Source organism: Alienimonas californiensis (genome assembly GCF_007743815.1).
Classification (GTDB): Bacteria; Planctomycetota; Planctomycetia; order Planctomycetales; family Planctomycetaceae; genus Alienimonas; species Alienimonas californiensis.
The window spans coordinates 1,542,955-1,556,411 of record NZ_CP036265.1 but is presented as its reverse complement, the minus strand read 5'-3'; the positions used below and the strand labels follow the sequence as shown (position 1 = coordinate 1,556,411).

General features: G+C 72.4%; 15 protein-coding genes. 1 reads left to right on the top strand and 14 read right to left on the bottom strand.

The annotated features are described in order from the left end of the window. Positions 1–39 precede the first annotated feature (39 nt). The 4 genes from CA12_RS05970 to CA12_RS21910 form a co-directional block, all read right to left on the bottom strand. A complete protein-coding gene (locus tag CA12_RS05970) occupies positions 40–1,272 on the bottom strand; it encodes a sialate O-acetylesterase (protein ID WP_145357955.1) in 1,233 nt (410 codons plus the stop codon). A gap of 142 nt (positions 1,273–1,414) precedes the next feature. Beyond that, positions 1,415–1,873 (bottom strand): hypothetical protein, encoded by a 459-nt coding sequence (locus CA12_RS05965; protein WP_145357954.1) that lies wholly within the window; start codon positions 1,871–1,873, stop codon positions 1,415–1,417. 108 nt (positions 1,874–1,981) lie between these two features. Then, a complete protein-coding gene (locus tag CA12_RS05960) occupies positions 1,982–2,692 on the bottom strand; it encodes a response regulator (protein ID WP_145357953.1) in 711 nt (236 codons plus the stop codon). 557 nt (positions 2,693–3,249) lie between these two features. Next, complete coding sequence (locus CA12_RS21910) at positions 3,250–3,420, bottom strand: hypothetical protein (RefSeq protein WP_207622155.1); 171 nt, start codon at positions 3,418–3,420, stop codon at positions 3,250–3,252. Between CA12_RS21910 and CA12_RS21905 the strand changes: the two genes are divergently transcribed. Beyond that, positions 3,419–3,595 carry a Rho termination factor N-terminal domain-containing protein gene (locus tag CA12_RS21905; protein ID WP_207622154.1) on the top strand — a complete coding sequence of 59 codons (177 nt, stop codon included), beginning with the start codon at positions 3,419–3,421 and terminating at the stop codon, positions 3,593–3,595. The two genes, CA12_RS21910 and CA12_RS21905, sit on opposite strands and share 2 nt — an antisense overlap. 122 nt (positions 3,596–3,717) lie before the next feature. On the opposite strand, the gene CA12_RS05955 is transcribed toward CA12_RS21905, so the two are convergent. The 10 genes from CA12_RS05955 to CA12_RS05910 all read right to left on the bottom strand — a co-directional run bounded on the left by CA12_RS05955 (position 3,718) and on the right by CA12_RS05910 (position 13,407). Beyond that, entirely contained in the window at positions 3,718–4,368 is a 651-nt protein-coding gene (locus CA12_RS05955; RefSeq protein ID WP_145357952.1) for a class I SAM-dependent methyltransferase, read from the bottom strand. A gap of 63 nt (positions 4,369–4,431) precedes the next feature. After that, complete coding sequence (locus CA12_RS05950; RefSeq protein WP_145357951.1) at positions 4,432–5,010, bottom strand: NADAR family protein; 579 nt, start codon at positions 5,008–5,010, stop codon at positions 4,432–4,434. A 2-nt stretch (positions 5,011–5,012) separates the two neighbouring features. Further along, the gene (locus CA12_RS05945; RefSeq protein ID WP_145357950.1) at positions 5,013–5,411 is read right to left on the bottom strand and encodes a VOC family protein; all 399 of its coding nucleotides are present in this window, start codon (positions 5,409–5,411) and stop codon (positions 5,013–5,015) included. 129 nt (positions 5,412–5,540) lie between these two features. Further along, entirely contained in the window at positions 5,541–6,458 is a 918-nt protein-coding gene (locus CA12_RS05940; RefSeq protein ID WP_145357949.1) for a sugar phosphate isomerase/epimerase family protein, read from the bottom strand. A 400-nt stretch (positions 6,459–6,858) separates the two neighbouring features. Continuing rightward, positions 6,859–9,741 (bottom strand): M56 family metallopeptidase, encoded by a 2,883-nt coding sequence (locus CA12_RS05935; protein WP_145357948.1) that lies wholly within the window; start codon positions 9,739–9,741, stop codon positions 6,859–6,861. Next, the gene (locus tag CA12_RS05930; protein ID WP_145357947.1) at positions 9,734–10,156 is read right to left on the bottom strand and encodes a BlaI/MecI/CopY family transcriptional regulator; all 423 of its coding nucleotides are present in this window, start codon (positions 10,154–10,156) and stop codon (positions 9,734–9,736) included. The genes CA12_RS05935 and CA12_RS05930 overlap by 8 nt, the downstream gene beginning before the upstream one ends. 93 nt (positions 10,157–10,249) lie before the next feature. Further along, the gene (locus CA12_RS05925) at positions 10,250–10,810 is read right to left on the bottom strand and encodes a hypothetical protein (RefSeq protein WP_145357946.1); all 561 of its coding nucleotides are present in this window, start codon (positions 10,808–10,810) and stop codon (positions 10,250–10,252) included. Continuing rightward, positions 10,807–11,478 (bottom strand): hypothetical protein, encoded by a 672-nt coding sequence (locus tag CA12_RS05920; RefSeq protein WP_145357945.1) that lies wholly within the window; start codon positions 11,476–11,478, stop codon positions 10,807–10,809. Before CA12_RS05920 ends, CA12_RS05925 begins: the two co-directional genes overlap by 4 nt. A gap of 99 nt (positions 11,479–11,577) precedes the next feature. Beyond that, positions 11,578–12,129 (bottom strand): cysteine hydrolase family protein, encoded by a 552-nt coding sequence (locus CA12_RS05915; RefSeq protein WP_145357944.1) that lies wholly within the window; start codon positions 12,127–12,129, stop codon positions 11,578–11,580. Between the two features lie 150 nt (positions 12,130–12,279). Next, entirely contained in the window at positions 12,280–13,407 is a 1,128-nt protein-coding gene (locus CA12_RS05910) for a hypothetical protein (RefSeq protein WP_145357943.1), read from the bottom strand. Positions 13,408–13,457 lie beyond the last annotated feature (50 nt).

Here is a 13,457-nt window from a genome sequence, read left to right as displayed (position 1 = left end):
CGGGCTCACAGAGGGCGTGACGCCCTACGGAGAAGCGCCTTACCGGCCGTCGCCTGCCGACTTCAGTAGGGTCGCGTTCGCCTTCGCGAAGGCTTCGCCGATGCGGCCGAGGATCGTGGCGGAGCCGAGGTAGTGGTACTCCGCGTTGGAGACGCTGGCCTCCAGCCGGGCCTCCTCCGCCGGGGTGAGGGCGTCGGGCAGCGCCTCTTGGGCGGCGTCGGCCTCGGCGGGGGTCATGTCGCCGGCCTTCACGGCTTTGGCCATGCGGTTTCGCTCGCCGTTCAGGCGGTTGCGGCGGTGCACCAGATCGGCGACCGCGGCGTCCCAGTACTCCTCGGTCCGCACGACGGCCACGTTGCCTTGGAACTCCAGGAGGGCGGCCGGGGCGGCCATCGCGTCGCGGAAGTGGGTGTGCGTCGCCGCGTACCGCTGCTGGTCCGAGCGGTAGTCCGCGACCGGGCCGCCCACGCCCAGCACGCCGATCACGAACGGCAACTCCGGGGCGCCCAGGTCCTTGCGCACGTCGCGGATGAAGGTCGCCAGCAGCCGGCTGTACTCGTCGTACCCGCCGGGCTCGCCGCGGCTGGGGTACTGGTCGCCGGCGACCATGTCGTTCCAGCCCTGGAACCAGACGAAGCCGGCCAGTTCGTACCCGTCCGCCGGATCGTGGGCGGGGTGCAACTCGTCCACGTCGGCCAGCGCCGCGTGCACGTGGGACAGCATCTTGCGGTAGTAGGCGCCGCTGCGGTCGTTCAGTTCGGCCTGGAGGGCGGCGGGGTCTTCGCTGCGCTCTTCGGCCCGTTTGAGTTCGCCCTCGGTCAGGGTGCGGGGGCCGGCGGAGGGCGGGCGGAAGTCGGTGTGCAGGCTCTTGCCGCCCCAAGCGGTTTTGATGAGCAGGATCGGCTCGCCCAGCAGTTCGTGCATAGTGACGCCGAACGACAACTCCGGGCCGATCTTCGCCCCGCGGCCCTCCGCCCCGAAGCCGGCGGTCAGCGGGCCGGCGCTGACAAGGGTTTCGTCGCGGTTCCCCCCGACCGAGGAGATCCGCACGTCCTCCAGCACGATGGGCTCCCCGTCCGGCCCGCGGAGTTTTTCCAAGAGCGGGGCGGCGTCCGGGTTGAGGGCCATCCCGTCGAACGTCTCGACGGCGGCGTGCCCCTGCATGTTGGACTGCCCGGCGAGGATGAACACCTTCAGCGGCTCCCCGCCGGGAGCCGCGACCGCCCCCCAGGTCGCGCCGACGAGAAGGGCGACGAGCGGGCGAATCGTCATCAGAGCGGAACCGTACGGGGCGAGGGCGAACGCCGGACGCTACGGCGACGCAGTTCAGCGCCGCAAACGGAGCCGGAACGCGGGGGGAGCCGTTTGAGCGACGGCCCCCGGCATTCGTCGCCGGGCGGGACGCTCGGGCGGCTCAGTCGACTTCAACGACGCTCTCCGACCCGCCCGTCGCCGTTCGCTCTTGTTGCCAGGCCAAGCAGTCGGCGGCTTCCTCACGCACCTCCCCGGGGACAGTCGGGTCGTCCCTCACCTCTCCCAGCAGGTCGAGGAGCGACGTCCCCTCGATCGACGCGATCCCGCCGTTGAGGAAGCGGTTCAGCATCCGCGTCGTCATGAGAGACGGGCGACGGCGAGCGGACGCGACGAGGGCTTGACCCCCGCCGGGGAGGATTTCGAGCCAGCGCCTGAGCGTGTTGCTCGCATGGTCGTCGGCCAGCGGGCGCCGCTCGAGAACGTCGAACAGGGCGTCCCGGTGCCGGTCCGCCTCGCCCGTCGCCCACAGATCCGCCAGCAAGGTCTCCAGAGGCCACGCATCGTCGTCGCTCATGCAGAGGGCGACGATCTCAGCGGCGAGGCGGTCGGATTTCTGCACGATGCCCCATCGTCCCGAGTCGAACCACGCTCAGGGGGCTGACGCCCCCCGCTCGCCGGCCGGCTTTGGTTCTTGTCTCTTGGTCCTTGGCGCTTCCGCGAACGCGGCTCAGGTGTTTTCCAGCAACCACTGGACGGCGTGCCGGGTCAGGGCGGTGCCGTTGGCGAGGGAGAGCTTGCTCTTGATGTTCTCCCGATACGTTTCGACCGTCTTGGGGGAGAGGTCCAGCTTGGCGGCGATCTGGCGGGTCGTCAGACCCTGGCCGATCATCTCGAAGACCTCCAACTCCCGGTCGGAGAGGCTTTCGATCGGGCTCTTGTCGACGGCGTCGTCGTCGTTGCTGACGAGGCGATGCAGCATCTGGTCGCTCATCGCCGGGCTGAGGTAGACCCGGCCGCCGAGCACCTGGCGGGCGGCCTCGACGATGCTGCCGGTCGCTTCCTGCTTGGAGATGAACCCCTTGGCGCCGGCCCGGAGGACGCGCTCGGCGAACAGGCTCTCGTCGTGCATGCTGCTGACCAGCATGTGCGTGTCCGGCTCAGAGGCGTGGATCTCCTTGATCAACTCAATGCCGCTACCGTCCTTCAGGGAGAGGTCGATGATGACCAGGTCCGGGCGGACCTCCTTGAAGCGGGTGAAGGCCTCGGTGACGCCGTCGGCCTCGGCGACGACGTGCAGGTCCGGCTCGCGGTCGAGCAACAGACGCAGGCCCTGCCGGACGACCGGGTGATCGTCCACGATCATCACCGAACGAGCCGTGCCGGAGGCGCCGCCGGACGCCCCCGGCGAGGAGCCGCTGTGAAACGCTCGGGGAGTCATTGTGAGAGCCGGGGGGGGCCGGGGAGCGGGAAGGGGACCGCCGCGGTCGCGGGGAGCGGGCGACGAAGGTTTGACGACAGACTAAGGGAGACCGCGGCGGGAGAAAGCGTGGATACACCAGCGTTCCATCAGGAAGGCCCCGGGACGGACCGTTTCTGAGCGCCGTCCGGTTCAGGGGGACAGGATGCGGGGGGAACGGGTGCGGAAACGGGCGTTGGGAAACGGGCGCTGAGCAGCGAGGCGTCTCCTGCCCTGGCGGCGGGCGCTGGTTGCCGAGCGACCGGACCGGGCGGCGAACGTTCGGCGGCGGGCGGCCGGGGTCCCTGAGCGTCGGCGCCGCCTGTCCTGCCTGACCCCGTCGTGCGGGTTTCGCGGCCTCGCGGCTCGTCATCGCGGCGGAACCGGAAGAACGGCCTGAGATTTGCAGTATTCATTGGGTCTTCTCCCCGGAGATCTCCGCAGTTCGCGCACGCCCTCTCAGGGTCCCTCCGCCAAGGAGGTTTCCTCCGCCGAGGCGTCGCTGCGGGGCGATCCTCCGGGTTCATGCCCCGCCCCGGTCACAGGATGCCCGTCGCCCCGCCCGCCGCCGTCAGCCGGTCCGGTCCGCGGACGATCGCCCCCGCCCGCCCGGTTTCGCCCCGTTCCACGTCCCCGCGGCCGGCTCCGCCCCGCTCCAACGACGTCCCCGCTGCGCCCGCCCCGGCGACGTCCTCCACGGCTTCCCGCATGGGCGCTCCCCCGCCGGCCCCGGCTCCCATGACCGACCCGCCGAACCCCACCGAGCTGTCCACGCGGGAGCTGTACGATCTGGCCCGCCGCCACGGCATCCGCGGACGCTCGCTGATGACGCGGGAGGAACTGCTCGCCGCCCTCGCCGCCGACGAACCCCACGGCTGGGGTTAGATCCCGTGGCTGAGCCCGGAGCGCGAACTCCGGCCGTCGGCGCAGCCGACTGAAAAGGTCGAACGACGCACAGCCGGAGCTTGCGCTCCGGGCTCAATCGTCGACGCGACCGCCTGCTCGCCCTACTTCACGCAGCGATACACGAACGCCGGCGGGGCGTTGCGCCAGACGACCGGCGAGGCCCCGACGTGGCTGAAGCGTTCGTCCAGCAGCGCCCGGAACCGCCGCCCGGCGGGCAGCAGGGCGCCCTGCACGTAGGCGAAGGTGGCGAAGGAGCCGCCGGGTTTGAGGCAGTCCAGCGTGGCGGTCATCAGGCGGTTCTGCAGCTCCGGCGGGAACGCCGCCCAGGGCAGGCCGCAGAGGATCGCGTCGGCGGGGCCGAGGTCGCGGCGTTTCAGTTCGCCCGCCGCGTCGGTGACGTCCGCGTGGGCCACGTCGACGTGCGGCAACTCGCGTTGCAGCCGAGCCACGAAGGCCGGATCGCGCTCGACGGCCAGAAAGCGGGCGTCCGGCTTGAGGCGGTCCGGCACGAACCGGGTGAACGGCCCGGTGCCGGGGCCGAACTCCAGCACGCACTCGGCGGCATCCCAGTTCACGCTGTCGAGCATCGCCTCCGCGAGGAACCGACTGCTGGGCAGCACGGCCCCCACGGTCCGCGGACTGCGGGCGAACCGGGCCAGAAACTGCACCGCCGCCGGCGCCGAGCCCTTCGGCTTCGCGGTTCCCTGCGACTGCGGCGGAGCGGACCGGGACGGGGCGGGCGCATCGGACATGCCCGCAGCGTACCGACGCCCCGGCCCCACCGCATGCGTGCGGCCGGCGGCCGTCGACGACGTTCAATCGGCCGCCAAGCCGTCCCGCACCTCCATCAAGGCGAACCCCAGCAGGTTCTCGCCCCGCCAGAGAAACGGGTCGGCCGCGCGGTCGTCGTCAGCCGTCAGGCCGATGCCCCAGATGCGGTCCCGCGGGCTCGCCTCGACCAAGACCCGGGCGGCGGTCGTCCGCAGGAACGTGGCAAGTTCCGCGTGCTGGGCGAACTTCGCCGCGTTGCCCCGCACCACCACGTCGAACCGGGCCGCAGCCCACGCCGCATCGTCGTAGCCGCGAACCTCCCGTCCGACCCGCTTCGCGGCGCCCGGATGCGTCGCGGCGAGAACGCGGTCCACCGCCGCGTCGTCGCCGAACAGCCGGGCCTTCTCCGCCATCATCCAGTGCTCGGCGGTGGGGTAGCTCACGCCGTCGACCGTGAACGCGGCGGGGAACCACTGGCTCAAACAGGTCGACCCGACTGCGGCCCCCGCCGGGGCGGTGTGGCCCCAGAAGCACAGATACTTCGGCGTCGCCCCGGCCGCGACGGCCTCGCACAGGGCGGCCGCGGTCCGGGCGGCGAGCGGGTCGGGGGCGTCGTCGGGCATCGTTACTGCTGCGAGTGCAACCCGATCAGGTTGCCTTCGGTGTCCTTCACCACGGCGATGTGGCCGTACGGGCCGATCGCCATCTTTTCCTGCTGGATCGCCCCGCCGGCGTCGGCGGCACGGGCGGCCTCCACGGCGCAGTCCTCGCAGGAGAAATAGATCAGCGTGCCGCCGGGGCCGGGGCCGACGCCCTCCATCTTGACCAGCGCCCCGGCGGCGCCGCGGCCCTTCATCGACATCGGGAACGTCTTCATCGCCAGCGGCGGGCCGCCTGTGTCCGGGGCGTCCAGCGATTCCAGCGTCACGCCGAACGTCGTCTCATAGAACGCGACGGCCCGGTCGAGGTCGTCGACGTAAATCTCAAACCAGCCGACCGGGTTGGGCGCAACGGCGTCAGACATCGTGGGGGTTCTTGTGAACGGGAAAGCCCGGTCCGAAGCCGGCCCGGGCGCGGAGCGATCACCTTGCCGTGCGAGAACAGGCCGTCAAGCGTACACTGTACAAAAAAACCGTGAAGTCCCGTGGCGGCGTCACCGCGGCCAGAAGGGCCGCAGGACGTCGCGGCTGATTTTCAAGGCCAACTCCACGTCGGCGTCGCTGCCCTCGAAGGCCCGGTCCTCCACCTCCACGGCGACCGGACCGCGGTAGCCGACTTCATATAATAATCCGGCGAAGCGGCCCCAGTTCATCTCGCCGAAGCCGGGCAGTTTGGGGGTGTGGTAGCGTTCCGGGTCCTCCAGCGGGGCGAACTCCTGCCGGGCCGCCCGGTCGATCCGCACGTCCTTGGCGTGGGCGTGATGAATGCGGTCGCCGAACTGTTGAATCGGGGCGTACGGGTCCAGCCCCATGAACATCAGGTGCGACGGGTCGTAATTGAGGCCGAAGCAGTCGTCCGGCAGGTCCTCAAACATCCGCCGCCAGATCGCGGGGCTATACGCGAGGTTCTTGCCGCCGGGCCACTCGTCCTTGCCGAAGCTCATCGGGCAGTTTTCGATCGCCAGATTGACCCCCCGCTCCGCCGCCCGGGCGACCAGCGGGGCGAAGACCTCCAGGAACCGCGGCCAGTTCTCCTCGACCCGCTTGGCGGGGTCGCGGCCGACGAACGTATTGACGACGGAGACTTCTAATAACGCCGCCGCGTCGATGACCCGCTCCAAGTGGGCGACGGCGGTTCGGGCGGCGTCCGCGTCGGGGTCCAGCGGGTTCGGATAATAGCCCAGCCCGCCGATCGTCACGCCGTGGTCCGCGGCGAGTTTTAACACCTCCGCCGCGTCGGCCTTCGAAAACCCCTCGGCCTGCACGTGGGCGGTGCCGGCGTAGCGGCGCCGCTCCCCGCCGGCGGGCGGCCAGCACATCAATTCGACGCAGTCGTAGTTCAGCCGGGCGGCGACTTCGAACACGCCGGCGAGGTCGTGATCCGGCAGGATCGCGGAGACGAATCCGAGCATGGTTTTGAAAGACGGAGGGCGGAAGGCGGACGGCGACCGCACAGGGTACGGCGGTCGCCGACGGTTCTCCTCCCTGCCCGATCCCCCGCAGCCGACGGCTGCCCGCGGCCGCCGCTTCAAAGCCGCGTCCCCCCCTCGCCCCCTTTTGGGGGAGAGGGGTCGGGGGTGAGGGGGCAGTGACTCCCGCACGCCGTTCCCGGTTCGGCGTTCAGGATTGGCAGCCCGAGGCGCGAGCCGAGGCGTGCACGCGTGGCAGGATCACCCGGCCTCGCTTGCGCTTCGGGCTCACAATCTCTGAGCGGACGTGGGTGAACCGTGCGTCACCCTCACCCCCGGCCCCTCTCCCTGAGGGAGAGGGGGGACGAGCGGGGCGAGCCTCAAAAGGGCGGACGGGGTGCGGTCAGGGCAGGTTGACGTTCTCCCCGCCGCTGCGGGTCAGCACGTTGCGAAATACGTCGCGGTCAATCGTGGACGCGAGGAAATGCACCGCCCCGTCGGTGAACGCCGCGCTGAATCCTTCGGGGCTCCAGCCGCCGAACGCGGCCGGATCGACCGGCTTCGAGAGGTCCACGGACAGGTCCTCCGGCTTCGTCCAGGGGATTTCGGTCTGTGTTTCCACGACCATCAATGTGTTGGCGGTGCCGTCGGTCACGTCCTGAATCCTCGTGCCGCCGGTCTGCGGGTCCGCCTCGGCGGTCCACAGGCTGGCGGTGGGACCGCCCGCGGCGCCGATCGGGGCGACGTAGGAGGTGATCGGCTTCCCCCGGTCGTCGGAGGGATGGCGATAGACCTCCGGCATTCGGGCCAGCAGGGCGGCGTTGGCCGGGTCGTCCCACGGCTTCGATTTGTCGTAGGCCTCGTATAACGCGGCGTTCTCGAGGAACGGCAACAGTTCGACCCGCCAGCTGCGCTTTACCCCGTTCTCCACGACGACGGCCGGGGGGAAGTGGCCGTGGGCCTCATGATAATTGTGCATCGCCAAGGCGATCTGTTTGAGATGCCCCTGGCTCATGGAGCGGCGGGCGGCGGCGCGGGCCTGTTGGATCGCGGGCAGGATCAGGGCGACGAGCATCGGGGCGGAGTTGTCGGTCCGCGTGGCGAGCGTCACCCGGGTTGCGTCGGTGGAGACGGTCGTCTGCTTCAGGATCTTGCGGGCCATGCCCACGGCCATCGCCACGCCCATCTGTTGCTGCGGGTCGTCGCCGGCCAGCGCCGGGGCGGCGTCCAGGGCGTTGCCGGCCATCGTCAGGGCGGCGTCGAGGGTGGCTTTCACCGTGGCGGCGGCGGCTTCGTCGGCGGATTCGGCGAGCGCCGTCGCCCGCACTGTGCCGTCCTTCGACAGAGCGAGCGACACCGCGACCTGATCCGCGTTCGCCGCCAGCGGGCGGGCCAGCCCGAAGACCAACGCCTGCACGCCGGCGTCGGCCCGGGGACGGGTCGCGGCGGCGTTCAGGTCCGCCAGAATCTTCGGCCGGATCGCGGCGAGTTCCACGTACAGCGCCGCCCCGGCCCCGTCCGCCAGCGCCGCGGTCAGCAGGGGATTGTCGGCGAAGGACCGCGTCGGCTTCGCCGCGTCCGGCAGGATCCCGCCGGGGGAAAACAGCAGCGTGCGGGCGTCGATTTTCTTCACCGGCTTGGGGCTGGGCGGCATCGGCTGGCCGACCTCGTGCGGCGGGGCGATCCCGGTGTACTCCGGGAACTCCGGCGCCTCGCCGACGGTGCGGATGACGAACGTCAGCCGAACGTCCGGCCGGTCCGGCGTCGCGATGAGCCGAGGCACGTACATTGCCACCCGTTCGACGTCCGCGAACTTCAGCCCGAAAGCCCATTGCAGTTGGGCCTCCAGTCCGTCCGACGTCCCCTCGCCCCGCAGCAGCGCCACGATCGGGGCCAGCGCCGGGTCGGTCAGCAGGGCCTGCGCCTCCAGCACGCCGACCAGTTGGGCGTCGGCGGGGACGTAGGACAGCACGTCGGAAACATCCGCGGCGGCGGGCGTCGTCCGTCGCGGCGCGGCGCCGTCGGTCGTTACGGGCGGCCGCACCACCGGCCGGCGGGCCGGCGGCAGGACGCCCGGCGGTTGGAGACTGGCCGGCGGTTGCAGTTCGGCCGGGGGTTGCAGGCCGGCCGGCGCCTGGGCGGCGGCCGGGGCGGGGCGGAAACCGCTCGCCAGCAGGGCGACGGCCAGCACGCCGGCGGCGGCCAGGGGGCCGGCGGTGCGGGCCGCCCAGCGGGGACGGGGGACGGGGGTTCGGCGGAGCATTTCGACTCTCTGGTGCAGGGTTCGACGGGAGGGGAGAAACGCCCGCGCCGGCCACGCGACCGAGGCGGGGGAACGGGGACGAACCGGGCCGGGGTCCGCCGTGAGGGCGACCGCGGCGAGGCTCCGCAGATACGCCGCCCGCCCGCCGCACAGCTCCGCGGCGAGGGCGTCGGCGGCGAGCTCCTGATCCAGCCGCACCCGCCCGGCCAGCCAGTGCGACAGCGGGTGATAGAACTGCGTCAGCAAGGCGGACTGGGCCAGCAGGTTCGCCGCGGCGTCGCGGCGGGCCACATGAGCCAACTCGTGGGCCAGCACGGCGGTGCGATCTGCGGCGGCCCAGCGGCGCCAGCCGGCCGGCAGCAGCACGGCGGGACGCCGCCAGCCGATCGCCGCGGCGGTCGAGAGGGCGTCCGTCTCCCGCAGTTCCGTCGCTCCCGGCGCCCCGGCGGCCCGGCGGAGGGCGTCGAACTCGTTCAGAATCTCTGTGTCGCAGATCGTTTCGGACCCACGCCGTAACCGGGCGACCATCACCCAGCCGACGACGAACCGTCCCAGCCCCAACAGCGTCAACCCGCCGGCGAGGACCATCCCCCACCGCACCGGCCGGCGGACCTCCCGCGGGGCCGCGGGGCCGCCGACGGGGGCGAACGTCTCCGGCGGGTCGAGCAGCGCCGCGACGAACGCCCGCCCCGCCGCCAAGGAGACGTCCCATGTTTCGTCGGGTCTCTCTCCGGGCCCGGCGGTCGCTTGCGGTTTCGCGGCGGGCGCGGGGGCGTTCGCGGCCTCGACCGCCACGGTCTCCCCGCCGTCCCACCGCGGCCAGGGGCTCAGCGCCGCCAGCGACAGCGCCGCCGCGGCGCACAAGCCCAGCAGGGCGACGCGGCCGCCGCTCCGCGGCCCGACCCGGGAGACGGCCGCGTGCAGACCGGCCGCGGCGAGCGTGACCGCGGTCACCTGCACCGCGGCCCACAGCAGCGGGGCGAGCAGGGGGGCAAGGAGTGGGGCGGGGGCGAGGTCAGGCATCGTCGGTCGTCCCGTCGCGGTTGTCGCGGAGCACCCCTTCGAGCAGGTCGCGTTCGGCGGCGGTCAGGCGGTCGTCCACCAGCCGGGCCAGCAGGGCCTCCCGCGAGCCGCCGAACACCTTTCGCACCAACTCGCCGACCAGGTTGCGGCTGACCTCCTCGAACCCCCGGGCGGCCCGGTAGCGGTGCGGGCGGCGATCGTCGGTGCGGTGCAGAAATCCTTTGCGATGCAGAATCGAGACCAGCGTGGCGACGGTGGTGTGCGCCAGATCGCGGCCGTCGGCGGCGAGGGCGTCCCGCAGTTCCGCGACCGTCACCTCCCCCGCGTCGGCCGCCCCCTCGGCCGGCCGGTCCCAGACGGCGTGCATCACCTCCAGTTCCCGGTCGGTTAGTTCCTCGGCGGGCGGACGGGCCATGAGGGGCAGTGCGATTCGTGTTCGGGTTCCTTAGATTTGGTTTTACCGAAGGACGGAACGCATCGCAAGAGGCTGACGTGAAAGACGGCCGAATCAGGCGAGCGGGTCGGGGGGCGAATCGCGGGCGCCGTCGGCCCGAACGGTGACGCGGCGGTGCAGCCAGGCCCGCCGCAGACCGACGGCGACCGCGGCGGCGCCGAACCCGCCGAACCCCAGGATGTGAATCAGCAACCACGCCGGCCCGCCGTTGCCGAGGAACACGATCCCGATCAGCCCGCCCGCCAGGAACGGCGCCCCGAACGCCGCGGCGCCGCAGCCGCCGCGCACGCCCTTCCAATCGGTCGCGGTGTGGATCGGGGCGTTGCGGCGGCGCTCCGCCCGCTGCCGCCGCCGACGGGCGACCGCCTGCAGCCGGCGCTCCGCCCCGGTCGTGCGGCGCTCCAGCCGGGCCACTTCCTCAGTCCAGCGGACGCCGTTCTCCACGTGGATCAGCAGCGCCGTGCCGCAGAACCCGCACCGCACGATGCGGCCGTCGGCGGTTTCGGTTCTGGGTTCGCCCGCTTCTCCCTCCTCCGCCGCCGGGGCGTTCAGCGGGACGGGGCCGCCGCAGTGGTTGCACGGGGCGGAGGGGCCGTCGACCCGGCGGGCACTCATCGGGAGGCCCCGGTCGGGCCGTCGTCGCGGGCCTTGTCGTGGCGGGCGTCGTGGCGGGTGTCGTCGCGGGCGGAGGGGGAGCCGGAGAGGCGGCGTTCGAGGGCGGCGCGTGCCTGTCGATAGTTCTCCCGGCCGCGGCGAAAGCGTTCGGCCCGCACCCACTTCGGCACGCCGACCGCCAGCACCACTAGGCCGCCCCAGAAGGTCAGGGAGAACGGGAACAGCCCCCCCAGCAGCGAGGTCGCCGCTCCGTATAGAGCCGCCGCCGCCCCGACGGCGGTCAGCGCGACGGCCAGTTTGCGATCGGGCAACTGCGGCTTGCCGCGTTCGTCCCAGCCGTCGATCAGCGTGGCCCGGCGGCGGTTCCAGCGGTCGTCCAGATCGGCGAGTTTCTCCTCGATCCGCATCCGCCGCACGGCCCGGCTGAGGCCCTCGACCCGGCGGCCCAGCCGCCGCACCCGTTTGGCGGTGATCCGGCCGTGCGACCGCCGCAGCCGCACCGTGGCGCCGCAGTGATCGCAGGAGAGAAACCGCACCCGCCCCGCCGGCACCGGCAGCGGGGCGGCGCACTTCGGACAGCCCAGCATCGTGACGACCGCCGTCTCCCCGCCGGCCGCCCCCTCGCCCGCCGGGGCGCCGTCGGGCGGGGGCGGGGGGGACGCGGACATGACGACGGCGGGGCGGACGGCTCGGAACGGGGCGGGCGCCGTCGCCCAGAATAACGCCGCCCCGCCGCGGCGGGGCGGCGCCGAACGCCGCGCCCGGCCTCAGCCCAGGCGTTCCCGCCAGGCGGCGGTGTCGAGCACGTCGCTGAAGAACATCTGCTGGGCGACCAGAATGCTTTCGTGCAGCTTGGCGGCGTCCACGGAGCCGGCTTTGTTGGAGACGTCCAGCGTGCCGGTCGCGTCGCTTAAGAACTCCACCTTCAACCCGCGGTGGAAGGCCTGCCGGGCGGTCGTGTCGCAGCAGACCTGCGTCATGTAGCCGGCGACGGTCACGGTGTCCGCCCCCTGTTCCTCCAGCCAATCGGTCAGCGGGGTGTTCGTGAAGGAGCCGGGCAGGCTCTTGTCGATCAGGAGATCCCGCGGCCGTTCCTCGACCTCCGGCCGCAGCGCCCACATCTCTGAACCGTGCTTGAACACCTGTGCGTCCGGCCCGGGCTGATGATGACGGATCACGGCGATCGGCACGCCGGCGTCGGCCGCGGCGTCCATCGCGCTCAGGATCGTCTCCAGATGCCCCGTCGGATGGGTGACGGGAAACGCCCCCCCGGGAAAGTATTCGTTCTGAACGTCGATCACGAGAAGGGCGCGAGACATGGGGGATTCGACGCGAGGAATTGTGGACGGAACGGAAGCGGTTCTTAACAGACCGCGGGGGGAACCTTTGTCGGACTGAACAGTCCGTCTTGGTGAGGGTTTTCGACTCTGGCGAGACTCCACCTGGGCCTCAACCCCGCTCCGGTCGCCTCAGCGGTCGCCCGGTTCCGCAGATTTCTCCGACGCGTCGCGGGCCTCCGGCGCGCCGATCTCCCGCACCCGCGGAGACCGGCCGGCCGGGCGGGGGCCGAACTCCTCCCGCAGGGCGGCGATCAGCAGGGCGGCGGCGGCGGCGGTCGTCTCCGCGTCCACCGTCGCCGCGACGGCCGCCCGGGGCGGGGCGTCGACGGGCCCCTCCCCGGTCACCGCGACGCTCGCCAACGTCCTGCGGAGGGCGTTGGCGGCCAGGGCGACGAGCGCCGCCTGCTCCGGCTCGCGGCGCAGCATCGCCCCGGGCAGGCCGTTCAGCACGTTCCCCGCGACGATCACCGCCGCCTCCGCGGTGCGGCGGAGTCGGTCGGCGGACGCGGCGTCCGGGGCGGCGGCGACCAGTCGGACGGCCAGCACCCCCTCCCGCAGCTCCACGGCGAGGGCGAGGGCGTCGGCGCTCGTGATCGCGGGATGGGCGAAGCCGAACGCCGGGATCCACTCGTCCTCCCGGCGGACGGCGAAGTCCAGTTCGGTCAGCAGCGCGCTCCGCACCGCCGTCACGTCCCCGAACGCCAGCAGCCCCGCGGGAGCGGCGTGCGCCAGTTCCTCCGCCAAGGCCGCGGCGGAGCCGGCCGCGGGGGCCTGCGGTGCGCCCAGCGCCGCCAGCGTCTCCCCGCCCCGGCGACCGATCGCCAGCGCCAGCGTGCGGCCGTCCGGCAGGACCTTGGCGACCCCGCGTTCGGCCAGCGCCTCCGGCACGACGACCGGCCCGTTCACCCGCACCAGAAACAGCGGCTCCCCGACCGGATCGCGGGACGGATACGGCTCCTCCGGATCCGCCGGCGGCACGAACGCGGCGACGGCCCGCACGTCCTCGAAGGCGAGCCCCAGTTCCCCCAACGCCACGGCGAACGGCCCGCCCTCGCCCAACAGCGGAGCGACCGTCCGCGCAAACACCGGCTCGCCCCGCAGCCGCTCCACATCCAACGTCACCCCCCCGACGGCATCCGCGGGGATCGCGTGCAAAATCGGCGGCGGCTCGGTGCCCGGCGTCGCCGTTTGAGCCACGGCAAGCGGCGCCGCCGACAGCGCCGCGACGCATGTCGCAGCGAAACGAAGGTCGAACATGGGAGACTCCCGCGGAGGAACGAAACACGAAACCGCCGCACGCGAGCGGC